This is a genomic window from Enterococcus sp. DIV1420a, assembly GCF_051712165.1.
Taxonomy (GTDB): Bacteria; Bacillota; Bacilli; order Lactobacillales; family Enterococcaceae; genus Enterococcus; species Enterococcus faecalis.
In genome coordinates this window covers 1625634-1650517 of record NZ_JBIOOI010000001.1, presented here as the reverse complement: position 1 = coordinate 1650517, position 24884 = coordinate 1625634, and the positions used below count along the sequence as shown (strand labels likewise).

Annotated in this window: 22 protein-coding genes and 3 other annotated features (1 of these 25 only partly in view); of the genes, 9 read left to right on the top strand and 13 right to left on the bottom strand. The window is 37.4% G+C overall.

The window, feature by feature from the left end; translation table 11 throughout:
- Positions 1–11: 11 nt before the first annotated feature.
- Positions 12–467, top strand: a complete 456-nt coding sequence (locus IGI80_RS08280) for a GNAT family N-acetyltransferase (protein ID WP_002366240.1) — start codon at positions 12–14, stop codon at positions 465–467.
- Between the two features lie 36 nt (positions 468–503).
- Here IGI80_RS08280 and IGI80_RS08275 read toward each other — a convergent pair whose 3' ends face one another.
- Together IGI80_RS08275 and IGI80_RS08270 are read right to left on the bottom strand one after the other, a co-directional pair.
- Positions 504–1184 (bottom strand): YjjG family noncanonical pyrimidine nucleotidase, encoded by a 681-nt coding sequence (locus tag IGI80_RS08275; protein ID WP_002366238.1) that lies wholly within the window; start codon positions 1182–1184, stop codon positions 504–506.
- Complete coding sequence (locus IGI80_RS08270) at positions 1181–1963, bottom strand: 16S rRNA pseudouridine(516) synthase (RefSeq protein WP_002358774.1); 783 nt, start codon at positions 1961–1963, stop codon at positions 1181–1183. Before IGI80_RS08270 ends, IGI80_RS08275 begins: the two co-directional genes overlap by 4 nt.
- Positions 1964–2293: 330 nt before the next feature.
- Between IGI80_RS08270 and IGI80_RS08265 the strand changes: the two genes are divergently transcribed.
- A complete protein-coding gene (locus IGI80_RS08265; RefSeq protein ID WP_002358773.1) occupies positions 2294–2902 on the top strand; it encodes a 50S ribosomal protein L25/general stress protein Ctc in 609 nt (202 codons plus the stop codon).
- 251 nt (positions 2903–3153) lie between these two features.
- The gene (locus IGI80_RS08260; protein ID WP_002355697.1) at positions 3154–3477 is read left to right on the top strand and encodes a DUF960 domain-containing protein; all 324 of its coding nucleotides are present in this window, start codon (positions 3154–3156) and stop codon (positions 3475–3477) included.
- 68 nt (positions 3478–3545) lie between these two features.
- On the opposite strand, the gene IGI80_RS08255 is transcribed toward IGI80_RS08260, so the two are convergent.
- From IGI80_RS08255 to IGI80_RS08240, 4 genes are all read right to left on the bottom strand, one after another.
- On the bottom strand, positions 3546–6560 hold the full coding sequence (locus tag IGI80_RS08255) for a polysaccharide lyase 8 family protein (protein ID WP_289853721.1): 3015 nt from the start codon (positions 6558–6560) through the stop codon (positions 3546–3548).
- 114 nt (positions 6561–6674) lie between these two features.
- Entirely contained in the window at positions 6675–7475 is an 801-nt protein-coding gene (locus IGI80_RS08250) for a PTS system mannose/fructose/sorbose family transporter subunit IID (RefSeq protein WP_002383066.1), read from the bottom strand.
- Complete coding sequence (locus IGI80_RS08245; protein ID WP_002355692.1) at positions 7468–8259, bottom strand: PTS mannose/fructose/sorbose/N-acetylgalactosamine transporter subunit IIC; 792 nt, start codon at positions 8257–8259, stop codon at positions 7468–7470. The genes IGI80_RS08250 and IGI80_RS08245 overlap by 8 nt, the downstream gene beginning before the upstream one ends.
- Before the next feature lie 48 nt (positions 8260–8307).
- Positions 8308–9201, bottom strand: coding sequence for a PTS mannose/fructose/sorbose transporter subunit IIAB (locus IGI80_RS08240; RefSeq protein WP_002383065.1), 894 nt, complete (start codon positions 9199–9201; stop codon positions 8308–8310).
- 260 nt (positions 9202–9461) lie between these two features.
- On the opposite strand from IGI80_RS08240, the gene IGI80_RS08235 reads away from it, so the two are divergent.
- Entirely contained in the window at positions 9462–10169 is a 708-nt protein-coding gene (locus IGI80_RS08235; protein WP_002366233.1) for a GntR family transcriptional regulator, read from the top strand.
- A gap of 24 nt (positions 10170–10193) precedes the next feature.
- Here IGI80_RS08235 and IGI80_RS08230 read toward each other — a convergent pair whose 3' ends face one another.
- The 6 genes from IGI80_RS08230 to IGI80_RS08205 form a co-directional block, all read right to left on the bottom strand.
- Positions 10194–11972, bottom strand: a complete 1779-nt coding sequence (locus IGI80_RS08230) for a glycoside hydrolase family 35 protein (protein ID WP_174120903.1) — start codon at positions 11970–11972, stop codon at positions 10194–10196.
- A 12-nt stretch (positions 11973–11984) separates the two neighbouring features.
- A complete protein-coding gene (locus IGI80_RS08225; protein ID WP_002390979.1) occupies positions 11985–13148 on the bottom strand; it encodes a glycoside hydrolase family 88 protein in 1164 nt (387 codons plus the stop codon).
- 271 nt (positions 13149–13419) lie between these two features.
- Complete coding sequence (locus tag IGI80_RS08220; protein WP_438723211.1) at positions 13420–14247, bottom strand: hypothetical protein; 828 nt, start codon at positions 14245–14247, stop codon at positions 13420–13422.
- Positions 14248–14250: 3 nt separating this feature from the next.
- The gene (locus IGI80_RS08215) at positions 14251–15990 is read right to left on the bottom strand and encodes a DUF2264 domain-containing protein (RefSeq protein ID WP_438723209.1); all 1740 of its coding nucleotides are present in this window, start codon (positions 15988–15990) and stop codon (positions 14251–14253) included.
- 378 nt (positions 15991–16368) lie between these two features.
- Complete coding sequence (locus tag IGI80_RS08210; RefSeq protein WP_002355684.1) at positions 16369–16617, bottom strand: GlsB/YeaQ/YmgE family stress response membrane protein; 249 nt, start codon at positions 16615–16617, stop codon at positions 16369–16371.
- Positions 16618–16723: 106 nt separating this feature from the next.
- Complete coding sequence (locus IGI80_RS08205) at positions 16724–18355, bottom strand: peptide ABC transporter substrate-binding protein (protein WP_002383058.1); 1632 nt, start codon at positions 18353–18355, stop codon at positions 16724–16726.
- Between the two features lie 147 nt (positions 18356–18502).
- Positions 18503–18735, top strand: a binding site (T-box leader).
- 154 nt (positions 18736–18889) lie between these two features.
- Positions 18890–19132: a binding site (T-box leader), on the top strand.
- A 54-nt stretch (positions 19133–19186) separates the two neighbouring features.
- Between IGI80_RS08205 and IGI80_RS08200 the strand changes: the two genes are divergently transcribed.
- The 5 genes from IGI80_RS08200 (at position 19187) to IGI80_RS08180 (ending at position 22263) form a co-directional block, all read left to right on the top strand.
- Positions 19187–19831 carry an amino acid ABC transporter permease gene (locus IGI80_RS08200; RefSeq protein ID WP_002383057.1) on the top strand — a complete coding sequence of 215 codons (645 nt, stop codon included), beginning with the start codon at positions 19187–19189 and terminating at the stop codon, positions 19829–19831.
- A gap of 12 nt (positions 19832–19843) precedes the next feature.
- Positions 19844–20479: an amino acid ABC transporter ATP-binding protein gene (locus IGI80_RS08195; RefSeq protein ID WP_002355681.1), complete on the top strand. Its 636-nt coding sequence runs from the start codon at positions 19844–19846 to the stop codon at positions 20477–20479.
- Positions 20480–20489: 10 nt separating this feature from the next.
- Positions 20490–21323 (top strand): amino acid ABC transporter substrate-binding protein, encoded by an 834-nt coding sequence (locus tag IGI80_RS08190; RefSeq protein WP_002355679.1) that lies wholly within the window; start codon positions 20490–20492, stop codon positions 21321–21323.
- A 175-nt stretch (positions 21324–21498) separates the two neighbouring features.
- Positions 21499–21942 (top strand): hypothetical protein, encoded by a 444-nt coding sequence (locus IGI80_RS08185; protein ID WP_002370750.1) that lies wholly within the window; start codon positions 21499–21501, stop codon positions 21940–21942.
- Positions 21943–22038: 96 nt separating this feature from the next.
- The gene (locus tag IGI80_RS08180; protein ID WP_002383054.1) at positions 22039–22263 is read left to right on the top strand and encodes a DUF3955 domain-containing protein; all 225 of its coding nucleotides are present in this window, start codon (positions 22039–22041) and stop codon (positions 22261–22263) included.
- Between the two features lie 54 nt (positions 22264–22317).
- Here the strand turns inward: IGI80_RS08180 and leuS are convergent, their stop codons facing one another.
- Positions 22318–24732 carry a leucine--tRNA ligase gene (gene leuS / locus IGI80_RS08175; protein WP_002364766.1) on the bottom strand — a complete coding sequence of 805 codons (2415 nt, stop codon included), beginning with the start codon at positions 24730–24732 and terminating at the stop codon, positions 22318–22320.
- A gap of 120 nt (positions 24733–24852) precedes the next feature.
- Positions 24853–24884: a binding site (T-box leader), on the bottom strand; it runs 201 nt beyond the window's last position.

Genomic DNA, 24884 nt, shown 5'->3' with positions numbered 1-24884 from the left:
GAATCCTACCTATGATTAAAAAAGTCAAAAAAGAAGCACTTACAACTGCGCATTACGCTCTTCTTTATGAGGCAGATCCCTCAAAAAAAATGGTGGCAGATTACATTACCCGCGGTATTTGCTTTGACTATCAGACTGAAGAACTTCAAGGAATTTTAGTCCTGTTGCCGACTCACCCACGGACATTGGAAATCGTAAACATCGCTGTCTCAGAAGAAAGCCGAGGGCGGGGCATCGGGCAAGAATTATTACATTTTGCCATTGATTTTGCCAAAAAAGAAAAGTATGATTACTTGGAGATTGGGACTGGGAGCACAGGCTTTCAACAGCTATATCTCTACCAAAAAGTCGGTTTTCGAATGACACATATTGAACCAGATTTTTTTATCCATCATTATGATGAGCCCATTATAGAAAACGGCTTGCCTTTAAAGGATATGGTTCGCTTACGGTTACATTTAAGTTAAAAAAACAACATTTCCTGTACAGGAAATGTTGTTTTTTTAATGCCCAAGAATTGGTAACAACTCATCTAGCTGTTGAATCGTATAATTGGGTTGAATTGTTGGTGTTGCTGGAGCGGAGGTCGGATTGAGCCAAACAGTTTGAATTTTCGCTTGTTGGCCTCCTTGAATATCTGAATGCAAAGAATCACCAATAATCATTGTTTTTTCTCGACTAAAATTAGGAATCCGTTCAAAAACAAAATCAAAATACTCTTTCATCGGTTTTTGATAACCCACTTCTTCTGAAACAAAAATATCTTTAAAATAAGGCATTAATTTCGACTCTTCCAACCGACGATACTGTGTTTTTGCCACTCCGTTTGTCACAATATATAAATCATAATGGGGTGCTAATTTTTCCAAGATACGTTGACTATTGCCAAGCAAGTCATGTCCTTGACTTAAATATTCTCGGTAGTTTTCTCCCATTTTAACGCTATCAACTTCTCGATTAAACGCGTCAAACAATAAACCAAACCGTGTATCAAGGAGAACATCTTTTGTTATTTTTCCTTCTTCAAATGAACGCCATAATCCTTGATTAATTCGGTGGTATGTTGACTCGACTTCAGATGTAAATGGTACATTTTCTTCTTCAAATAAGGCATGGAGCGCCTTCTTTTCAGCCAATTTAAAATCTAACAATGTATCATCAACATCAAAAAGCAATGTTTTCATTTCCGTTCCTCTTCTCTTTTCAAATTACTCGGTAATGCTTTGCTTGTTTGTTGTTTTTCAATAAAAAAATAAGGCAATAGCAATTGTAACTCTTCTCTTGTTAATGAACGATAAGCACCTAAAGGTAATTGCGGATCTAGCCGCAACGGCCCCATAGTTTGGCGTTTTAAAGCAGTCACTTTTTTCCCCACAGATAAAAACATTTTTTTCACTTGGTGAAATTTTCCTTCTTGAATAGTCAGGAAAACATGACTCTCCGTTTCAGTTGCTGCAAGAACAGTTATTTTTGCTGGCTTACATTGAATGCCTCCTTGCAAAACAATCCCATCTTTAAATTTAGCACAATCTTCTGCAGAGACCAAACCATTGACTTTCACTTCATAACATTTCGCTACTTCTTTATTTGGCCGAATTAATTGATACCCTAATTGTCCATTATCTGTTAATAGAAGTAACCCTTCCGTATCGCCATCGAGTCTTCCCACTGGATAAAGACCAGGGCGTCTGTCTTGCGGCGCAATCAAATCAATGACTGTTTTTTTAGATGCATCTGAGACAGCGCTAACCACACCTTTTGGCTTATTCAACATGTAGTACACATGTGTCTTATGCGAAATTAATTGTCCTTTTACTTTAATCATTTGTAATTGCGCATCGACGTTTTGGCTTTCATTTAATGTCACGATGCCATCCACAGTGACCTGCTTGCCTCTGATTATTCGTTTCACCGTTTTGCGTGATCCAAACTGAAGTTCTTCTAGTAATTTATCTAATCGCATTGTTCCGCTCCATTCTGGTATTAGTATAGTGGAATCCGTTAAAGATGAAAAGTAGAAAAAGGTAATTCCTTGACGTATAAAAATATAAGTGTTACGGTTAATAAGTAAAGTAAATAAAGGTTTCTCAAAAACAGCGTAATGACCTGGGAGAGAACAACGATAACAATGAACCATTCCCATGAGTGTTGCCTGGCAATATTTGTGGGGATTTTTTGATTATTGTTAGCATTTTTCTAGACAAGAACAACTGAAAAAAGAGTTTCTTTTTTCCATTATGTTTTGTTTCTGAGTTTAACCAAATCACTCATTATTTCAAGGAGGAATTAGGTTATGTCAGTACAATTAGAAGTTAAAGAAAGAGCTATCCGTCCACGTTCACTAAGAAATCAGCTACGTCACGAAGGGAAAGTACCTGCCATTGTTTACGGTTACCAAATTGAAAGTACACCAATCTATTTTGAAGAAAAAGACTTATCAAAAATTTTACGCGAACATGGTGCTAACACCGTTATTAAAATGACAGTTGATGGCAAAAACATCAACACATTAATGTCGAAAGCACAATTAGATACCTTTACTGGTCAAATGCTTCATGTTGAATTCTTATCTGTAAATATGAAAGAAACAACAGAAGTCGAAGCAGAAGTTCAATTAATTGGTGAATCTGCAGGTGTGAAAGCTGGGGGTACCTTAGCTCAAAACTTGTACACTGTTTTAGTGGCAGCCACACCAGATAAATTGCCAGAATCAATTGAAGTAGATATTACAAACTTAGAAATTGGTGATGCTCTTACAATCGCTGATTTACCTGAACACAAAGACTATGAAATTTTAACTGATCCAGAAGAACAACTAGTTGCTATTGTTGAAGCACAAACTGCTCCTGAAGAAGAAGAAGGAACAGCTGCTGAAACGACTGAACCAGAATTAGCCGAATAAAGAGTACACTTTTGTTCAGCTGATTCTCTTAAGTTTTAGAAATGGGATGTACGTTGAAACAACGTACGTCCCATTTTCTTTTTACTGCATGTCTTGATTTCTTCACATAAATGATGACACCTGCAAAGCTAGGAAGCTACAGAGGAATATTAAATTTTTGCTAATCTACGCAATATTTTCAAACGAAACAATTTCTTTTTTTTAAATTTGCAGTATACTAAAAGTAAGTAAACAAAAAGGAGGTCATCCATATGTTTGAACGTTTTGATAGTGACCGTAGCCGCTATGCTTCATTAGGTGTTGTTTCTAGCTTACCTAGTGGCTTAATTGATAGTATTTGGTTGATTATTGACTTAAATCTAAAAGGGGTTATCCCTTTAAACGACTTACTTCACTTTGATTTGTTGAACAATAATGGCAAGGTGACTGTCCATTTTTCTCAAGAAAATAGTTCAGTAGAAATGGCCATCGACTTACCATTTAGTTATTCTACGGCATATCCGTCGCGAATTTTTGCTTTTGATGATGGCCATCGTGAAACGATTTTATTACCTGCAGAAATGTTAGAATCTTAAATAATTTCAACAAAGTAGCCTCAAATTCCGATTAAACTGGAATTTGAGGCTACTTTAATTTCTTTTAGTTATTCTACAATAATTTGTTTACTACTTCCTGCAGCATTTTCAAAATTAATAGTAAAGGTTTCTGTTGCATCATCATAAGTGATTCCGTCACTTTGACTAATTACTGTGCTGTAATCTTTTGGTATTTTTAAAGTCAGTGTCTTAGTTGTTTGTGTGGGATCAGAGAAAGTATACGTTTTTTGGTGTTGTTGTGTCTTTCTCATTAAAGAAATAGCTTTATTTGAGGTAATCCCTGCTATTGTACCGCCAGTTTCTGACCAAATGTTAACCCCAAGATAGCCTTCTTCTTCTTGCTTAACTGCTTGAATTTCTTCTGTATTTGAGAGAACTTCTACTGTTTTTTTGGCAGCATATGTTTTTAAATCAGTTTCATCGATTCCTGGTAAAACTACATAAGCATAATGCTCGTTCGTTGGGTGTTGACCATGTTGAATCGTAAATGTTCGATAATCACCTACATATTCTTTATCACTTGGAAATGCTTCATTAATTGCTTTATAGGTTCCTTTTCTAGTTTCACTTTTAACATTTACCGTTGTTTCTTCTGGAAAATAATAACCCATATTAGCATTGGAATGATCCGACTTTAGTAATAACCATTGTTTTTTACTCGTTTCATTTTTCTCATGAATCTCCCCAATATTTGATAGCACTTGATACTGATACGCATCATTTAACAAACGATTATCAACAACTGTCTCAATCGAAGCTTCTGTATCCCCTTTAATTCCTGCGCCTAATGCGATAATTTGCCCATTTAATACAAACCAAGATTTTTTAGCTTGTAGGTTCATAGGTAAAAGTTTCCCATTATTTTTGGTCCCGTCTTTATTAAGAGCCATCCCTACTACTGCCTGATTGTCTGACGTTACTCCACCAACCCATTGCTCTTTCGATGTGATTGTTGTAAATGCTGAAACTTCATCTGCCAAAGAAATGGTATCTACCGTTGTTCCTGGTAGTCGATAGGGATCTACAGTTGGCCAATAGCTGGAATTAAATTGAACCTCGTCATCATTATATACGTACATCATTCCGTCACCAGTGTGCCAGCCACGTTTATTTTCTTTATTCCCTGCTTCAAAAGATGCAGTGCGCTTTGAATACAAGCCTAGCCCAAACATATAACTAGGTGTGCGTTGGACAAATCGATCCATCGAAGCATAAAGTTTCGTGCCTGTAAAAGGAAGTTGCCCTCCCGTAATTTCTGGATTAGTTAAAAGTTGCATAGTCATCTGTAAATCATTAAAATCACGAGCATTTGTCAAATAATAATCTGGGTTCTCCTTCATCCAATATTTAACGGCTTCTTGAAATTTCTTTTGATAATTATTAGGGGCAAATTTAGCCACAATTAATAAATTATACATGGTAGTTGAGCCGTAGCCTGTTTTTCCAACTGCTGGGGCTCTTGAGATGGAACGGCCATTCACGGTTGGTAGCATTTCACCTTTATAAATCAAAGGAAGAAAGGCACGATCAACATTTTCAACAAATTCTGTCACAAGAGTTGCATCCATTTGAAAAGATGAATCTGCTGTAATGGCCAAAATTTGTCCAACCCCTTTCACCAAAACATTGCCATACGAACCTGTATAAGGAATGTTATTGTGCTGGATAAAAGAACCATCTTGGTAAAAACCATCACCTTTTGTGACTAATTTAAATACATCGACGATACTACTGGATGCTTGGTTAATTTTCCCGCTATCCTTTTGTAAAATTCCTAACCCCAAAACAGTTAAAGCTAAGTCCGTTCGGTTCGCTCCTGATGTCACAAAATTTGGGATAAAAGCTAAATCCACAAACGTTCCTTGTGGTTTTGTATACAACTGTTTAAACGGATCTGGGACATAACTGCTCAGCGCATTTGTATAGATTTGTTGCTTTTCTGGAGAAACTTTATCCTCTAAAATCATTAGAATATTAAGAAACTTCTGTGGCACACCAATTTGCCAGTCCCACCAATTTCCATGGTACTTTTTCCCATCATATCCTTTTTGCGTTACCATAAAATCTAAGCCATCAATAATGGTTGCTGCCAATTTGTCATCTTGGTAAAGCGTACTCCCCTTCGTTCCATAGGCTAACGCTAATTTTTGCAATTTGGTAAATTGAGTCGTTAAATCAGCCGATGGCGTATTGCCAGGCTCTAGTGGCCATAAATAGCTGCGGTTCGGCTCTTTATTCATCGTTTGATCGAGTTCTGTTGCTTCATTGGAGATTTTTTGGACGTAGTCTACAAGCGCTTGGTTAGTTGAATCATATTCTTTTGAAACAAGCTGATTTCGCCATTTTTCTTTTAATTCTCGGTATTCTGCAGATGAATCGATAACAGGAATGCTACCAACGGGGCCACTTTTCATAGAAATGATATTCAGCTTTGATAGATTACCAAATAGTCTAATTCCTACAGCACCCATCCAGTCATCATTAATGGACGTACCATCAGGATAATGAACCTCTTCATTTTCATAAAATAATTGATCATTCAGGAATGTTTGAATTTTTTTCCCATCATAGCGAACTAGCAGTTTATATTGTTGGCCACTTAGTAATGTTGGTCCCGGAATATTAGTTAGCCATTTACCGCCTGGTTGTCCTAACTGCCAGCGACCGTCACGATTATAAGCAAAAGATTGCCATTGACTCGTCTTTTGTTTATCTCCGCGAAAAACCAATCCGAAGTTACTTTGCCCTTCATATAAAAAGGTTAGTTCAAGATCTCCTGAAGATTGTTCGCGTGCATCAAGATTGATAGAGACAGATTCGAGGTTTGTCCCTTGCTTCGTGTTTGCTATCCATAAACCAGCAGAATCATTCTTTTTTTCTGCTGTTCCCACCAAATCTTGCCAATGCCCAACTTGATTGGGGAAATCTGAAATGTAAGAGGGTTGCTCAATCGTTTGGCTCGCTTCGTTTTCTTCTGCCAAAGTAAGAGTGGTTCCCATAAATCCACTCATCAAAGCAGTAAACAGTCCGACCAGCATTACCCATATTTTCCTGTTTTTCATTCTTTCTCCTCCTAAAAAATTATCGTAAAACGCTTACATCCAAATTAGAGAAAAAGAGTGAAGAAAAATACTTTCTACACTCTCCGACTCTCTGAAAATCACTTAATATACTTTTTACGCCAAAATACCAAAGGCACTCAAAACAATCGATAAAATTAAAATAATCCAAATCACTCGTGTGGAATTTAATTTCTTTTGACCTAACATCCAATAAGTTAAAAGAACAAGTAAGATTGGAACTAAGGAAGGCAAAATCGCATCTAACGTATCTTGAATAACTAATTCGACCCCGTTCTTTTTATAAACAAAAGGAACTGTCGCCTTGATAACTGAAGGAATTAAGGCACCAATCACAGTCACACCAAGAACAGTTGCTGCATTCGTAAAGGCAGATAACTTGTCTTTTAAGGTCGTCACTAGTTTGACCCCTTGCTTATAACCAAGTGGTAAGAGCGCGGCCCGACCAAACAATAGTGCAATATTTGCAATAATCCAAATAACACAGCCCACCACCGAACCATTTTGAGCCAGTGTCCCTGCAACAGAGCCGAAAATCGTCCCCCAAATAACGTGGAATAAAGAGTCCCCAACACCTGCCAAAGAACCCATCAGAGCTGTTTTTAGCGCAATAATTGTTTCTTTCGCTTTATAGCCATCTTGCTCTTCAATCGCAACATCAATCCCCATAATTAAATTCCCAAAAATAGCATTGGTGTTAAAAAATTGATTGTGTGTGCGCATCATATCTTGAAATTGTGCTTCATCATGACCATAGAATTTTTTTAAAACAGGTAAGATGCCGTATAAATATCCTGAACTCATCATACGTTCATAGTTCCAGTTTAATTGGCTTCCTAAAATATAACGCCAGCTAATTGCATTTAATTCTTTTTTTGTCAGTTTATGCTTACTCATCGCCGTCATATCCTCCTTCAAAATCACCATTTCCTGTTGTTGCTTGTGTCGTGCTTTTTGCCCCATCACGTTTAAATACAAGCATCGCTGCTACCATCCCAACTATCGAAACACCTAACATTGGAACTTTTAAATAAGCCGCTAAGAAAAAGCCTAATAGTAAATAGGGGATATATTGCTTCGTTGGCAAGTAACGTAATAAAATCCCTACACCGACAACAGGTAATACTCCTCCAGCTGTTTTTAAGCCCGTCATTAGCCATTCTGGCATGTTATCGGTAATCGTTGTTACTACAACATCCCCCGCTAATAACATTAATAAAATCGGAATGGCACGAGACAGTCCCCACAGAACAGAACCAGATAAAACTAAGCGTGGAATCCGTTTTACTTGCATCTTATCAATCGCTTTATCGACACTATGAAGTAAAAAGACATTACAAAAACGGGCGACTACATCTAGTTGCAACATCAACAGAGAAACAGGAACAGCTAAACCAATGCCATACTCCGCTCCTTTTCCAGAGATTACAGCGAAAGCGGTTCCTAAAACAGCCCCTGTGAAATAATCAGGTACCGATGCTCCACCAAAAGCAGCAATTCCTAAACGCATTAATTGAAGAGTGCCGCCAACCATTAAACCAGTTTTTAAATCTCCCATAATCATTCCAGAAATCATTCCAGCAATAGCTGGTTGCGTCAACGTATTTGAAATAAGTGAGTCATTAATAGCAATAAACGCATAAATAGTAATTAAAATAATTTGATACGCTGCTAAATGCATTGAAATTTCCTCCTAAATTTAAAAATATTCTTTCTTAGTCTGACAGTTTTAGCCGCGTAATTTTTTCATAAAATCAACGACTGGATCGTTTGGAACTAATTGGGCTGTCACAGTGACGCCTTTTGAAGCGATTGTTTCAAAAATTTGTTCTTCTTCTGGTAAAACTTGAATACTTTTTGTTACTTCGCGTGCTCCTTCTTTGTAACTCATATTCCCAACATTTACAGTTTTGATAGGTCCTTGCGCTTCGATAAAGCGGAGCACATCTTTCGGATTTTTAAATAATAAAAATAAACGCTGTTTACCATATTTTCCTGATTGAATATTTTTAGCGGCAGCCTCTACTCCAAGAACAGATAAACGCATCGAAGAAGGCGCTGCCATTCTCAAAGATGATTTTTGTAAAGGATCTGTAGCCGCCTCATCATTGGCTACAATTATTCGCTGTGTACTAAGACTTGTCGACCAAATTCCCGCTACTTGTCCATGAATTAACCGTTCATCAATCCGTGTGTTTACAATATTTTCTTTTCCAGCATATTGACTATAGTTACTTAATTCTTTTTCTTTGCTGGCTTCTGAAATCTCTTGTTCTGCTTGATTCATCCCAGCTTTTACATCAACAATATTTTCTTGTGCTAAACAAACTAATTCTTTAATCGAAGCCTGTTGATTAACCACTGCTTCAATCACAACAGAGAGCGTCATCCCTGCAATAATTTCCACTCCGTCAACATTCAAATAATTCTTAGTTGCCACGTTACATGGCGTTCCTCCTAGTAAATCAGCAATAATCAGTGTCGTACCGTTAAGGGCTTTCATTTTTTCATTTAGCTCTTTCTCAAATTGAAGATTGTCGCTATCTGGTCGTAATGAGACTGTATGCACGTGTTCTTGCCGACCAACGATCATTTCTAAGCTAACTTTGACGCCTTCAGCCATGCTACCATGACTAATTAGTACAATGTTTTCCACGAATTTCCCTCCCTAGATGTAGGTGACCCTACTTAACATGTTATGTTCTCTACGAACTTACTATAACACATACTAAGTTATCCGTAAACCTAATATCTTAATATATTGAATTTATTTTTTTGAATTCTTTAAATAAAAATTGTCTTTCCTCTTTTTCAAAGTGTTTGCTAAAGGCTAGTTAACATGTTATGCTTAATTCATTCGATTACTAGAATGGAGGCAATCGCATGTTACCTAAATATGAACAAATTAAACAAGACCTTTTACGTGAAATAAAAAATCATACCTTTATTCCTGGTGATAAATTTTATTCTGAAGCCGATATTAAACGAAAATATGCTGTTAGTTCTATCACAGCTGTCAAAGCACTGAATGAGCTGACCAGTGCAGGTTACTTGTATCGTATCCAAGGAAAAGGGACCTTTGTTTCGAAATCAAAAGTTTCTCAAAATGTAAAATTTTCTGATATCGAGTTGCATTCTTTAGACTCTGAAAAAGTTAAAGTCCTTTCAATTGAAGAAGAAAATCAAGCCGAAATTTTAAAGGAATTAGGCTTACCAGCTAACGCTTCTTATTATAGAATCAAGCGTGTACGCTATTCTGAAGATACACCCTTTCTCGTACATATCACACATCTTCCCAAAAAGCTTGTTAAAGAGCCGCTCTCAAAGGACCTCACAGCTTATGCAAGTGTGTATGAACGAGTCCGTAAAGATTTTTCAGTAGACCTCTTCTCGTTAGCTTCTGTAGAAACAAATGAAATTGTCTTTCCCGAAGATGCTGAGTTATTGAACTTACTTCAATTAAGTTTTCGTGAACCCGCTGTTAAACAAGTTAAACATTCCTATCTCGCAGATGGTAGTGTTGCTGAATATATTATTAGTTATAAACATTGGAAATATTTCAAAACCAAAATAGAAGTAGAAGCCGAATAAATTTCAGCTTCTACTTCTATTTTTTTAATCTATGATTACTTGATTCGTAAATTTCAAGTACTCAATTTCAATTCCCTCTGTTTCAAAAATTACTACTTCATTTTGTCCTTGCTGTAAAAATTCTTTGGGACAATACAGCGAATGAATGGGTCCTATTTCCCAATAACGACCTAGATGATGACCATTGACCACAACGAATCCTTTGCCGTAGCCTCGACAGTCAATATACGTGTCTGCTAGCTGTTCTAATTCAAATGTTACTTGATAAAATGAAGGCTGCAATGGATTTTTTCCAGCTGTGTAATCAATCTTGGCTAATTGCTCTTGTGAAAAAGTTAAGGGATAGTGTTGATAGCCTTGGTGAAAATGAATGTCTTGCATCACTCCACCTCGAATTCCTTTACTTTGTGTCGGATTATTTAATTTAAAGCCATAATTAACGCGACCTAAGTTTTCCACTAAGATATCTAACGCAAGTGTGTCTTTTTCAGTTTGTCCTGAAATCAGTAGCTCTTCTCCCACTGTCTCTTGATATTGGGTAGCAGCTAAATCTCCATCTACATAAATGTGTAAACGATCACTGGCCTCGACGACTTTTAGTTTATTTTCATGATGATAATTTTTTAAATCAAACGAATAAAGCAAGTAGCCATAGCCTGAGCCAGCTTCTTCCATACTTAATGGATACGCGGTGGTCTTCGGTGTCATCATTTGATCTTTTACTGCGAATAAGGATACGCTAGCAGTTACTGGAAAGCTTCCTAAATTCCCCAGTTTTTTCGTGCGTGGTTGTGCTTGCCAAACTTCTGGACATACTTCTTTAATTGCTTTTTGAACGGCATAATATTTTTCTGTTGGTTCTCCTGCTTCTGTTAATAAAGCATCATAATCATAGCTAGTGACTTGAGGTAAATCTTTTGCACCTCGCGCCGAACACCCGTTATAAAAGCCGAAATTTGTTCCTCCATGAAACATATAGAGATTTAAAGAACCCACTGCCAGCATATCTTTTACTTCTTTCGCCAAGTCGGTACCTTCCCGCTGAATCACTGGTTCGCCCCAACGATTGAACCACCCATCCCAGTATTCCATGCACATCAACGGCCATTTTTTACCATGACGAGTCATAAATTTTTTCAAAACGGCAGCATTTTCTTTCGAATGACTACCAAAATTTCCTGTCACAAAAACATCCTCTTCAATTAACGTCCCCGCATCCAAAACCTCTTCCCAAGCGCCATCAGATGTAAAAAGAGGAACCTCAATCCCCAGTTCTTCCATTATCTGCTTGGTTTGTTGTAAGTACGCTTTCTCCATGCCATAGGACCCATATTCATTTTCAACCTGCATCATGATCACTGGTCCACCTTGTGTTATCTGCATCGGTGCTAGTTTAGGCAATAATACTTGAAAATAGTTACGAACTTTAGTCATAAAAATAGGATCTGTCGAACGTAATCGCACACCTTTTTCTTTCAAAAGCCATGCTGGTAAGCCACCAAACTCCCATTCTGCACAAATATAAGCCGAAGGACGCAGAATAACTAGTAAATTCAGTTTTTCTGCCAAGCGGACAAATGCTTCAATGTTTTTCATTCCTTCAAAATCGTATACGCCTTCTTCTGGTTCATGAATATTCCAAGGAATGTAGGTTTCTACTGTATTAGCTCCTAAAGCTTTCAGATTATAGAGGCTATCTTCCCATTGGCTAGGTGTCATTCGAAAGTAATGAATCGCCCCGCTAATAATTTTTATTGGTTGTCCATTTAATAAAAAGTCTTCTTTAATCTCAAACGTTTGCATCTTTTTTCCCCTTTACCAGTATCTTTGCCATGATGGTTTTGCTAAACGCATTAAGGCTTCCATGTAAAAATAATCGCCCCATAAATTGGGTTCATCAATCCCTTTTCCTTCTGCATGTGCGTAAACACCATGGAGTAGCAGTCCTTCATTTTCGGAATCATTTTGCGTACGATAATATTCTCCTAATTGATAAATCATTCCTTTGGCAAGCTCTTTCGCTTGAGGAAAAGCCTGTAGTTTGTCTGCTTCCAATAAACCACATGCCGCAATTGCCAGCGCCGAGCTATCTTTGTCAGATGGCATTTGGTCATTAAAATCAAAATCCCAATAGGGAATTAAATCTGCTGGCAAATGAGCTAGAAAAACCTCCACTATTTGTGGATAAATTTCTGGAAATGGTTGGGAATGGAGAAATGTTTCGTTTAGGGGAATCCCTAAAATTGCCCAACTTTGGCCTCGTGCCCAAATGGAAGTATCACTATGTCCTTGATGCGTAGCTCCATGTTTTGGTTTGCCTGTTTCTGGATCAAAATAATAGGTATGATAAGTTGTCGCATCGGATTTAATCACCGTTTTCATTAACGTATGATAGTGACGTGAGGCAATTTCCTCATAAACCCTATTTCCAGATAATTTAGTTGCTTCAAATAAAAGCGGTAAATTCATTAATGAGTCGATAATTAATCGATATTCTTTGGGATCACCATAATGGCCCCACGCTTGAATGAAGGAGCCATTTTCTTGGAATCGTGCTGACAATACTTCAGCGGCAGCTAGCACTTCTTGTTTACAGCGCTCATCACCGGTAATTTTATACCCAGCACCCGCCGATAGACTATATAAAAAACCAATGTCATGGTGGTCCAAAACAAAATGCTCCTCTAATCGTTGTTGAAAGCTGTCAATATTTTCCATTGCCAGTAAACGAAATTTTTCTTGGTGAGACCACTCATATGCCAGCCAAAGCATGCCTGTCCAAAAGCCATTGGTCCAATCATCGTTAGCTTTGAGACGATATCGACCATTCGTAGCACAAGCTGAAGGAAACTGTGTTCCGAAACGCTGCATATTTTTAGCAATTTTTGAAACGCATTCATTTAATTGCGTTTGAATCCATTCATCTGTGACATTTTCTCCTAGAGAGATCAGTCTTTGTTTATTTTCTTGACTACACATCTCCATCACTCCTTAACTTGTTAACATATTAACTTATTGTATTATAACGTAAAAGAAAATAAAAAGCGACCTTTCTTGATTATTTCTCTTAAAAACAAGAGCGGGGGACAAAAATCACTTTGGATTTTTGCTCCACGCTCAAAAACTGATAAACGGCGGGAACAGAACCAACTCCTTCGGAAATAAGCCGAAATTCTCCAAAAATCAAAGATCAATTTTCGGAAATTTCTTCTTATTTCTCGGAGCTAAACGGTTCTGTCCCGACCTCTTGTTATTTATTCCGACCGAATACTTCAATTTGGGTCAACGCTGGAAATGGAGAAGAGTCCAGCGCTTTTCGTAAGCATTTTAATGTCAAAGTTTGTGTTGTTTTCATTGGGAACTTTATTTCTTGAAAACAGGCGGTATTCGTTGTGGCAACTACTCGTTCCTCTCCATCTGAAAAGGCTAAAGTGACTTCCTCCCAATAGCTATCATGTGGGTAATCCGCCCGAAATAGCAAGCGGATCCAGTCCGTTTCTACAGGTCTGCCAAAGTCAATCGTTAACTGTGCCTCCTTTTGTTGGTTAATTCCCCAAGAAGCAAATGGATACGAGCCATGAGAAAGGTTACCAAACTTAGAATCAATAGCATTTTTCGCAAAGAAAACAGCATCGTCTCTCGTTTCAACGTTTGCATACGCATGAGGATAGGCTCCTGAATATTCTTTTTGGTCATGTGTATTCATAGAAAGATTTTGATAATTGTCTTTTTCAAACGTGTGCGCTTGTCGAACCATTATTTGGTGCCTTGCTGAATGAAAGGCCGTATCAACAAAAGCTTTTCGAGCAGATTCTTCTAATGAAATTTGATATTCCCAAACTTTTTCTTTTAGATAAATCAATGAAGGAGCCAAAGTTTCATCTAATTGAACCATCAAATAAGGGGTAGCCCCTGTATAAGTCACTACAATTTTATCGCCAACTTGATAAAGGTACTGTTTAATTGCTAATACCGCTAACGTGTCTCCCTCCGCCACGAATGGCGCTTCTGGCTTCTCGTGATCGATTCGGCCAGTAATAATCTGATTGTCTTTATTTTTCAATTCGATTTTTATCATTTTTTATTCCTCCCTTGTCACACCACCTACCAAACAAATCAGGCGATGCGTTCCTATTGGTAGCTCTTTTTGCAAATAAGGTAAACTTGTTCTTGGGAAAAACAACGATGTATTGGGTTCAGGTTGAAGAATACCTGCGTGGTCATACCCTTCAATTGCAACTATTTGCGAACACAATTCTCCTGAATCGACTCTAGCCCACTCTTTACCAAGTTCTTTTTCTGAAAATTTTCCAAGTAACGGTAGACTGAATCCTCCTTCGCGCACTTTTAATGGAACCGATGTCACTATTTCATGTACTCTAACATGCCATTCTCCAAAAGGATAAATGGTTGTTTCAATTTCTACTTCTTGAAAAGGTAGCCATTTATAATAAACTTGCTCCTCTGTTAAATAAAAATCATGAATTTTCCCTTTAACACGAAAATATTCACCATCACGAGAAACAGCCAATACGTTATCAAAAGCTCCCTCCTCATAACACGCGCCAGCTTTGGGAACGCTAAAACCAAAGCGGCTAGAATAGACAAATTTACTATATTTAGCCGCAGCATGTGCTTGATTTTCAAGCCATAGTCCTGCAGGATAGCCGAGGACATGCGTTTTCATTTTAGGATGGATTAATAACATGTTTCCCTTTTCTATCAAACGCTTTTCTTCTCGTTTTATCGCCAGCGGTTCAGCACGCCAAAACGGATGGTCTTGATCCACAGCGAGCAACAAAAATGTTTTAAAGGCCCAATACGGAGAGCCTGGTGCGTTATAACCTTCTGCCATTACTAAATTTTCGTAATGATAGCCAATGGACAACCGACCATCATAAGTGAAAATAGCCTGTTGCATCCAACAGTGTAAATGTTTTGCTAACAGCGTTTTTATTTGTCCCCAAGGTAACGCCTCTACTTCTGCAAATATCAAAGCTGCGAAAAACGCTCCTTGAGCAAACCGATACGTTTGACTGCGTCCGTAAGGTAACGCTTCGCCCTCCTCATCAAAATAGTACAGATAGTCCTGCGCAAACATAACGGCTCGTTCTGTAAAACGTTTCGCACGAATAGGATCTCTTTCTCGCATAAATTTGACATAAATCAAACTATAATAATGAAAAGCAAACGAAATATAATAATCTCTTTGCGTAGTTTTACCATCCATATACCAACCATCACCTAAATACATGCGTTCAATCAACGCCAATTCTTCCTCTAGTTCCGTTTGGTTAATCACTTGTCCACATCCCTCGAGTGCTAAACGAATGAGCACTTTGAAAAACGTCCAATTATTTTTAGGAATTTTACAACCAAGTGCCTTATTTAACCAAACCATGATATTTTCTTGCTGTTTCTCAGAAAAACAGGACCAAAAATATGTCTTATGAAGCAATAAAGTTAAAGATAATGCTGCTGCTTCCACAATATATTGATCATAATCAACAATATCGCCCCAATAGTCTGGGGATGACGGATCAGTTCCTGCGATTAATTTTTCCACATAAGCATCTCTTAAAACATCATCTTTACAAGTAACCCAATACGGTCCAATTCCCCATAATGGTCGAATGAGCGCTTCCATTTCAGCATGTTGCTGATCATAGACAGCACCACTGGACCCAAAATTTACGCCAGGTTTTTCTGATGTTAAAATAGCCGTTTTTAAAGGTGTCATGATTGTTTCAAAAGCTTCCAAATATGCTTCTCTGGTCAAAAAAAGATTACTTTTTAACGATTCCATGCTTTTCGCCCCCATTAGTTTAATTCAAAGAATAACAAGGGCACTTATTTTTTTCAACTATCGTTTAATGAATAAAACGGCGTATTATGAGAGCAGAATTTCACCTTCCCCAAACTTAACATATTAATTTTTTCTTTATTTTTGTTGAACCTTGAGCTATTCACTTTATCCAACAAAACTTCCTTTATCAAAAATGAATAATAAATGAAAAATATGCAGTCTAACGCAGGAAATTCTCATAATAAATATTTTTAAAAAAAAGAGTCTATGACAAAAATCCAAAGAGATTTTTGTCATAGACTTAAAATATGAGAGAAAAGACATCAAAAGTAATGGTCTGATTAACCTTCACAAGTTTTATGATGCTTTTCAAGATATCATTTTGATACAATTTTACGCCTTGCGGTTTACAATAAAAGAGTAAATAGCGATACAGATAATCGCTCCTAGCAACGCTGAGATAATTGGAAACCCGCCGATGACTGGTCCTAAAGAAGGCAACAAGAGTGATGCTACCCAACTTCCTAAAAAGCCCACGATAATATTTCCAATAATGCCACCTGGCACGTCTTTTCCTAAAATTGCGCCAGCAATTGCGCCAATAATTCCTCCGACAATTAATGCCCATAGAAAGCTAAACATTTGAAAAACCTACCTTTCATAGTTGATTTTTTTAGTTAATTTTCCTACTTTAAGGATAAAACAGAAAGCAGACTTTTTCAAAAGATAGGACTTTTCAGAAGTCAATTTATTCTTCTACATAAGCTAAACGATAGGATACTGTGCGACCAAAAGAAAATACTTGCAAGCCTTGTAAGCGATCTGATTTCAAGTAACCAATGGCTCCTTGGAATAAGGGTAAAACACCGGCATCTTTTTCAATTAATGTTTTTTCTAAACTTAGTAATTCATTCCAGCGTTTTTCAGGTTCATTAGCGTAATCTTTTCTAACTTTTTGGAGACCCGCATCATACGCTGAATCGTTATAACCAGAAGTATTTAAGCCACTTTTTGAGTCATAAAATTCTAAAAAATTAATGGGATCAGCATAGTCAGGTGTCCATGTTCCAAAGGCTAAATCGTAATTACCTGCTGTTTGTAAATCCAAACGATTTTGCAAAGGCAATGATTTTAATTTGATTGTTAAACCTGGTAAATTTTGTTGCAATTGCCCTTGAACAAATTCAATGGTTTTCTTGGCAATCGCTGAGTCCGCTGAGATTAGTTCCAATTCAATTTTATCTTTGCCCAACTCTTCTTTCGCTTTGGTCCAGTTAGCTTGGGCTTCTTTAATATTATATGGCAATAAATCACCATTTTCTTTACGGAAATCTTCACCTGTATCTGGATTTTTTGCAAAATTAGCTGGTACAAAACCATTTAAAGCTGTCGAGCCATCTCCTAAAATTTCTTTTGCAAAAGTTTCTTTATCAATCGCTTGTAAAAAAGCTTTTCGAACATGTTCGTTGCCGGTGATTTCACGGCGATGATTAGGGCTTAAATAACCTACCATAGCTTTAGGTACAAAATGCGCTTGTTTTGACTCTTTATACTGAAGTGCATAAGTATCTGCTAAAACAGTGTAATCTAAGTCGCCATTATCAAAAAGATTGGCTCCTGTGCCAATTTCTTTCACTACTTGAACATCAATTTCATTCAATTTTACGTGTTCTTTATCCCAATAATGATCATTCTTCTTCAATTTCCAAGTTTCGGAATTGCCATCCCAACCTGAAATTACAAATGGTCCATTGCCAACAAAATTATCTGCAGAAGTCCCATAGGCAGTACCTTTTTCTTTGGCAAAGGCTTCATTTTTAGGCATAAAAGGTGTTCCAACTAAGACTTGGGCTAAATAAGGAATTGGATTTTCCAATGTTAGTTCTAGTGTCTGGTCATCGATTGCTTTGACACCAAATTCTTCCATCGTAGCTTGTCCTTCCCGCACCGCACGCCCATTTTTAAAAATATCCATTTGATTACTGCTACTTGAACCATACGCTGGATCGACCACGTTTCTAAACGCAACTACAAAATCCCCTGCTTTAACTGGATCCCCGTTTGTCCATTTTGCTTCTCGTAACTTGAATGTATAGACTAACCCGTCTTCACTAACTTGTGGCTCTGCTTTCGCCATAGCTAGCTCAGGATCTCCGTTTTTATCTTGTCGATACAAGCCTTCAACTACTTGACCAATCATATCGGAACTATAGACATCTGTATAATGAGCGCTGTCTAATGTCGAGAGTTCACCACCAGATGCGACGTTAATTTTCTGTGTAGCTGGTTCGTTTGAGGTCGTTTTCGAACCGCCACTTCCACATGCTGCTAAAACCAAGCCCAGTGCAACAAGTCCGATTAACCACTTTTTCTGTTTCATACCAAAACTCCTCCTTCTGTTCAAACAACTTACCTACATTTTACATGATTTTCCATACATTTGTCCTTTTTCAGCACTTACTTTTTGAAAGAAAAATATTTTTTTAAGAATAAGAGTTGACAGATATTTTTTCTGGTGGTACAGTATTGAAAAACAGAGAACAGAAGAGTAACTGTTTCCTTTAGTGAAGAGAGTCTTTGGTTGGTGGAAAAAGACGTAAAGAAACAGCGAACCACATCTGGGAGTTGACTTTTTGAACCCTTAGTAGGAAAGTCCGGGACCACTCGTTAACAGGCGAAGTTATGAACTTCATAAGGTTCGTGTTGCGAAACACGAATAAACTAAGGTGGAACCACGATAATTGATTATTCGTCCTTTGGCTATTCAGCCAAAGGACTTTTTTGTTTTTTAGATGCGCTTTTCAACCTGAGAGAGTGCCTCAACTGCTCAAGTCTGTTGTCCTCTTTTCTATATGCTTAATGGGATAAGCTAGAAAAGCAACAGGTTTTCTGTTCCGTTCGAACAATTTCATACTTACAATCAAGGCTTAGGACATAGTAATTTAGCTCTTCCTTTACAGAGACTTTTTCATTGGCTGAAAGAAAAAGATGGATTCTTCTTTACTCACACCTAAAAGATGTTTTTCTGAATCCTTTAGTAAGAAAAACCGGTGACTCTATCGTTAACAGAGAGTAGTTGTCAACGCAACTACATAAGGCTTATCTTGTGAAAGATAAGTAAATTGAGGTGGCACCACGAACGCGATTCGTCCTCTTGGCTCACAGCCAAGAGGCTTTTTTGTTTTTTTAATAAAAATTGTTGGAGGAAAAAATGATGGATTATATTTTAGAAATTTTACCTGCTTTAGTTAGCGGAGCTGGCATGACACTGAAAGTCTTTTTCTTTACGCTCCTTGGCTCGATTCCACTGGGGATCATCATTGCCTTTATTTTACAAAGTTCGTTTAAACCTTTACGTTACTTAATTAACCTCTACATTTGGTTAATGCGCGGCACTCCGCTATTGTTACAATTAATTTTTGTTTTTTACGGCTTACCATTAATTGGTATTGTCTTTGAACGTTACGATGCGGCCTTATTCGCATTTATTTTAAATTATGCTGCGTACTTTGCTGAAATTTTCCGCGGGGGGATTCAAGCAATTCCCCAAGGTCAATATGAAGCTGCTAAGGTTTTACGTTTAACACGTTTTCAAACAGTCACGCGGATTATTTTGCCACAAGTTGTTAAAATCGTGCTGCCTTCCGTAGGAAATGAAATTATCAATTTGGTCAAGGATACTTCTCTTATTTATGTTCTTGGCTTAGGCGATCTTTTACGTGCTGGTAAAATTGCGATGAGCCGCGATGTTACATTAGTGCCATTAGCTTTAGTGGGAGTGATTTATTTACTCTTTACGGCAATTTTGACTGTTGCTTCTAAGAAAATTGAAAAATTCTATCAATATTATAAATAGGAGGACTCTACCATGTTAACTATTAAAAATTTAACCAAACATTTTGACAACCGGACCATTATTGATCACTTAAATTTAGAAATTCCAGAGGGTAAAATTTTAACGATTGTTGGTCCTTCAGGCGGCGGAAAAACCACTTTACTTCGTTGTTTGGCTGGTTTAGAAACCATTGATTCTGGTGAGCTTTTGTTGGATGGTGTTCCTTTCAATCCTGCTGAAATGGACAATGCCGATCAAGTGGTTGGGGTCGTTTTCCAGGATTTCCAACTTTTCCCTCACTTATCAGTTTTAGAAAACATTACCTTAGCACCTACATTAGTACTAAAAGAAGAAAAAGCAAAAAGTCAGCAAGAAGCTTTAGAATTACTGGAAAAATTGGGCTTGGCTGGTAAAGAAAAACTCTATCCGTACCAACTTTCCGGTGGACAAAAACAACGAGTTGCACTTGCTCGTGCCTTAGCAATGAAGCCAAAAGTTCTTGGGTACGATGAACCAACGAGCGCGCTAGATCCAGCTTTACGCCAACAAGTGGAAGAAGTTATTTTAGATTTACGGAAACAAGGCATGACACAGATTGTCGTGACCCACGATATGGCTTTCGCTGAAAAAATTGCAGACAATCTTTTGACGGTTGCCCCCGTCCAATAGAAAGGAGTTTATGATGAAAAAGAAATATTCTTTAGCCTTGCTGGTTATCTGTTGTAGTTTACTCCTATTTGCAGGTTGTGGTAAAAGAAAAAGCAACGAAGATCAATGGACACGGATTAACGAAGAAAAACGGATTATTATTGGCTTAGATGACTCCTTTGTGCCCATGGGTTTTCAAGATAAATCAGGCAAAATTGTCGGCTTTGATGTCGACTTAGCCAAAGCGGTTTTTAAACTTTATGGCATTTCCGTTGACTTCCAACCGATTGATTGGTCTATGAAAGAAACAGAATTACAAAATCAAACCATTGATCTTATTTGGAACGGCTACACTAAAACGAGCGAACGGGCCGAAAAAGTTCAATTCACACAACCCTACATGACGAACGACCAAGTACTTGTTTCTTTAAAAGAAAAAAACATTGCAACAGCGAGCGACATGCAAGGCAAAATTTTAGGGGTTCAAAATGGCTCTTCTGGCTATGATGGCTTCGAAAGTCAGCCTGACGTTTTGAAAAAATTTGTTAAAGACCAAACGCCTATTTTATATGACGGCTTTAATGAAGCTTTCTTAGATTTAAAATCTGGCCGAATTGATGGGCTCCTAATTGATCGCGTCTACGCCAACTACTATCTTTCCCACGAAGATAATTTAAAAAACTATACTATTTCTCATGTAGGCTATGACAATGAGGATTTTGCTGTGGGCGTCCGCAAATCAGACAATCAATTAGTCCAAAAAATCAATACTGCCTTTGAAACGTTACGAAAAGATGGCACCCTTAGTAAAATTTCTCAAAAATGGTTTGGAGAGGATGTTACAAATAACACAAAAATAAACTAAATAACGAATAAAAAGGTGTACTGCTGACTTAGTACACCTTTTTATTTGAATCAAATTCTTAGCAAATTCTAACTTATGAAGAACTTTTATTTTTGCTACACTAGTAAAAGTCGAGAGAATTTGTCCTTTTCTGCCTAGAACAATCATTACTCTCAATAAATGAAAGGAGAAAAAAATGCCTACTAATAAAAAAGAAGGAATGCTTTTTACTACGTTAATGTGCTTTCTGATGGTTTTCGGAATGAGCATCTATAATTTATTATTGCATGGAGAATTTTCATTGTACGCCTTATCAAAAGGTTTGCTTCCTGGATTTATCGTTGCTTTTATTTTAGACGTTTTCATCGTTGGTGTCTTAGCTAAGAAAATCGCTTTTTCTTTACCCTTTAATAAAGAAAAACGGCTATTACTTATTTTGACCATTTCGAGTCTCATGATTATCGGCATGGTGACTTGTATGTCTTTATTTGGCTTATTAATGGAAGGCCAGACGTTGTCACTAAGTGCGTATTTCCAAGCTTGGGGCCTGAACTTTATTGTTGCCCTTCCTTATCAATTGCTGATTGTCGGTCCCTTTTCACGTATGATCTTAACCAATTACCAACAACGACAAACTTAGAAAATAGATTTCTTATCTAAGTTTTAACAGTTGCCTAAAAAAAAGTTAACCTTTTTGATTTATCTTAGTGATAGTTCATTAAAGGAGGAACTGAAGTTGAAAAAATATCGTATTAGCTTATTTCTTGGCTTGATTAGTCTTTTATTATTTATGATCTCTATTTTAGTTGGATCAACATTATCTAGCGATGGACTTTTAAAAGAACCCGCCTTTTTCTGTACGCCGCTCGGTTACTTTTTTCTCTTCATCGCCTTGCTTTCGGTTATAACAATCACATGTAAAGAACATATGAATCAAAAAGGTAAAACAAAACAACCTTAAAAAGAGCCGGACGTTTTGATACGTCCGGCTCTTTTTTTCATATAAACATATAACTTAATTTGCAACAATATTTACTAATTTATCTGGAACAGCAATCACTTTGCGCACTGTTTTTCCTTCAATAAATTCTTTAACAGCTTCATGGTTCATTGCAATTTGTTCTAATTCTTCTTTGCTTAACCCACGAGCGACATTTTGTTTGCCACGTAATTTTCCGTTCACTTGGAAAACTACTTCCACTTCATCTTCTACTAAGGCTGCTTCATCATAGGTTGGCCAAGGGACATAAGTTAAACTTTCCTCGTTACCTAAAATTTGCCATAGTTCTTCACCAATATGTGGCGCGATTGGTGCAAGTAATTGGACAAATCCTTCCACATATTCATAAGGTAAGGCATCCACTTTATTGGCTTCATTCACAAAAACCATTAATTGAGAAATCGCTGTATTAAAGTGCAAGTTTGCCATATCTTCTGTCACTTTTTTAACCGTTTGATGATAAACTTTCGTTAAACGGCCATCATTAATTGTGGTAATTCGGTCACGCATTTTGCCTTCTTCATCAACAATCAGACGCCAAACGCGATCTAAGAATTTACGACTTCCTTCTAAGCCATTTTCATTCCAAGCAATGGAAGCATCTAATGGGCCCATGAACATTTCATAAAGACGTAATGTATCCGCACCATATTTAGCCACCACATCATCGGGATTTACAACATTGCCACGTGATTTAGACATTTTTTCGTTGTTTTCTCCTAAAATCATACCTTGGTTGTATAATTTTTGGAAAGGTTCTTTGGTAGGAACCACACCAATATCATATAAGAATTTATGCCAAAAACGAGCATAAAGTAAATGCAGCACCGCATGTTCGGCACCACCAATATAGATATCAACTGGTAACCAACGTTTTAATTTTTCAAAATCAGCAATTTCATTTTTATTATGAGGATCAATGAATCGTAAGTAATACCAAGAGCTTCCAGCCCATTGTGGCATAGTATTCGTTTCACGTTTTCCCTTCATACCAGTTTCAGGGTCGACGACATTGACCCATTCATCAATGTTTGCTAATGGCGATTCCCCAGTTCCACTTGGGCGAATATCCGATGTTACTGGTAAACGTAGAGGTAACTCAGATTCAGGAACCGTTGTGGTTGTTCCATCTTCCCAATGGATCACAGGAATTGGTTCACCCCAGTAGCGTTGACGAGAGAATAACCAGTCACGTAAACGATAAGATACTTCTTTTTTCCCTACGTGATTTTCTTCTAGCCACTCATTCATTTTAGCGATGGCTTCTGCTTTGTTTAATCCATTTAAGAAATCAGAATTGATATGCGGTCCATCCCCTGTATAGGCTTCTGTTGTAATGTCGCCACCTGCGATTACTGGTAGGATATCAATGCCAAATGTTTTCGCAAATTCGTAATCCCGTTCATCATGCGCTGGGACCGCCATGATTGCGCCTGTGCCATAGCTTGCTAAAACATAATCGCCAATCCAAATTGGAATTTCTTGGCCATTAACTGGATTTATCGCATACGCACCTGTGAAAACACCTGTTTTTTCTTTTGCTAAATCCGTTCTATTTAAATCAGATTTTTTTGAGGTTTCTTCAATATATGCTTCTACAGCTGCTGTTTGTTCAGGTGTCGTAATTTTTTTCACTAGTTCTAGTTCAGGAGCTAGAACAGTATAGGTTGCACCAAACAAGGTATCAGGACGGGTTGTAAACACCGTGAAACTTTCTTCTGTGCCAGCGACTTTAAAGGTCACATTGGCTCCTTCAGAACGTCCAATCCAATTTCGTTGCATATCTTTAATACTTTCTGGCCAATCAACAAGCTCTAAATCTTCTAATAAGCGATCTGCATAAGCAGTAATTTTCAGCATCCATTGACGCATTGGTCGGCGAACCACATCATAACCGCCACGTTCACTTTTTCCATCAATGACTTCTTCATTTGAAATAACAGTTCCTAGTTCAGGTACCCAGTTAACCGCAACTTCTGCTTCATAAGCTAACCCTTTTTCATATAATTTTGTAAATATCCATTGTGTCCATTTGTAATATTCGGGATCAGTGGTATTAATTTCGCGATTCCAATCATAGCTGAATCCTAATGAATTAATTTGGCGACGGAATGTTTCGATATTTTTCTTAGTAAATTCAGCTGGGTCATTTCCTGTGTCTAACGCATATTGTTCTGCTGGCAAACCAAACGCATCCCAGCCCATTGGATGCAACACATTATAGCCTTGCGCACGTTTCATACGTGAAAGAATATCGGTTGCTGTATAGCCTTCCGGGTGACCTACGTGTAAGCCTTGTCCAGATGGATAGGGAAACATATCTAGTGCATAAAATTTTTCTTTATTTGGGTCGTCCAATGTATTGAAACAATTGTTCTTAGCCCAATATTTTTGCCATTTTTTCTCAATCTCTTTGTGATTGTAGCTCATGTTATTCCTCCTAGTAATATAAAATTTTTCATTCTTAAAATTTGCCACCTGCAGCCATTGTCACTATTCTGACTTAAACTAGCCACTTAGTGATAAAAAAAAGTCCTATAGGAAAAATTCCTATAGGACGTGAACATACAAATGCAACGTGG

Coding starts and splice junctions, on each gene's coding strand:
- IGI80_RS08225 (WP_002390979.1), bottom strand. CDS start 13,148: ATGTGTAGTCAAGAAAATAAACAAAGACTGATCTCTCTAGGAGAAAAT.
- IGI80_RS08185 (WP_002370750.1), top strand. CDS start 21,499: ATGCCTACTAATAAAAAAGAAGGAATGCTTTTTACTACGTTAATGTGC.
- IGI80_RS08260 (WP_002355697.1), top strand. CDS start 3,154: ATGTTTGAACGTTTTGATAGTGACCGTAGCCGCTATGCTTCATTAGGT.
- IGI80_RS08215 (WP_438723209.1), bottom strand. CDS start 15,990: ATGGGGGCGAAAAGCATGGAATCGTTAAAAAGTAATCTTTTTTTGACC.
- IGI80_RS08200 (WP_002383057.1), top strand. CDS start 19,187: ATGATGGATTATATTTTAGAAATTTTACCTGCTTTAGTTAGCGGAGCT.
- IGI80_RS08245 (WP_002355692.1), bottom strand. CDS start 8,259: ATGCATTTAGCAGCGTATCAAATTATTTTAATTACTATTTATGCGTTT.
- IGI80_RS08265 (WP_002358773.1), top strand. CDS start 2,294: ATGTCAGTACAATTAGAAGTTAAAGAAAGAGCTATCCGTCCACGTTCA.
- IGI80_RS08275 (WP_002366238.1), bottom strand. CDS start 1,184: ATGAAAACATTGCTTTTTGATGTTGATGATACATTGTTAGATTTTAAA.
- leuS (WP_002364766.1), bottom strand. CDS start 24,732: ATGAGCTACAATCACAAAGAGATTGAGAAAAAATGGCAAAAATATTGG.
- IGI80_RS08280 (WP_002366240.1), top strand. CDS start 12: ATGATTAAAAAAGTCAAAAAAGAAGCACTTACAACTGCGCATTACGCT.
- IGI80_RS08240 (WP_002383065.1), bottom strand. CDS start 9,201: ATGGCTGAAGGCGTCAAAGTTAGCTTAGAAATGATCGTTGGTCGGCAA.
- IGI80_RS08230 (WP_174120903.1), bottom strand. CDS start 11,972: ATGCAAACGTTTGAGATTAAAGAAGACTTTTTATTAAATGGACAACCA.
- IGI80_RS08195 (WP_002355681.1), top strand. CDS start 19,844: ATGTTAACTATTAAAAATTTAACCAAACATTTTGACAACCGGACCATT.
- IGI80_RS08190 (WP_002355679.1), top strand. CDS start 20,490: ATGATGAAAAAGAAATATTCTTTAGCCTTGCTGGTTATCTGTTGTAGT.
- IGI80_RS08210 (WP_002355684.1), bottom strand. CDS start 16,617: ATGTTTAGCTTTCTATGGGCATTAATTGTCGGAGGAATTATTGGCGCA.
- IGI80_RS08205 (WP_002383058.1), bottom strand. CDS start 18,355: ATGAAACAGAAAAAGTGGTTAATCGGACTTGTTGCACTGGGCTTGGTT.
- IGI80_RS08255 (WP_289853721.1), bottom strand. CDS start 6,560: ATGAAAAACAGGAAAATATGGGTAATGCTGGTCGGACTGTTTACTGCT.
- IGI80_RS08270 (WP_002358774.1), bottom strand. CDS start 1,963: ATGCGATTAGATAAATTACTAGAAGAACTTCAGTTTGGATCACGCAAA.
- IGI80_RS08220 (WP_438723211.1), bottom strand. CDS start 14,247: ATGATAAAAATCGAATTGAAAAATAAAGACAATCAGATTATTACTGGC.
- IGI80_RS08250 (WP_002383066.1), bottom strand. CDS start 7,475: ATGAGTAAGCATAAACTGACAAAAAAAGAATTAAATGCAATTAGCTGG.
- IGI80_RS08235 (WP_002366233.1), top strand. CDS start 9,462: ATGTTACCTAAATATGAACAAATTAAACAAGACCTTTTACGTGAAATA.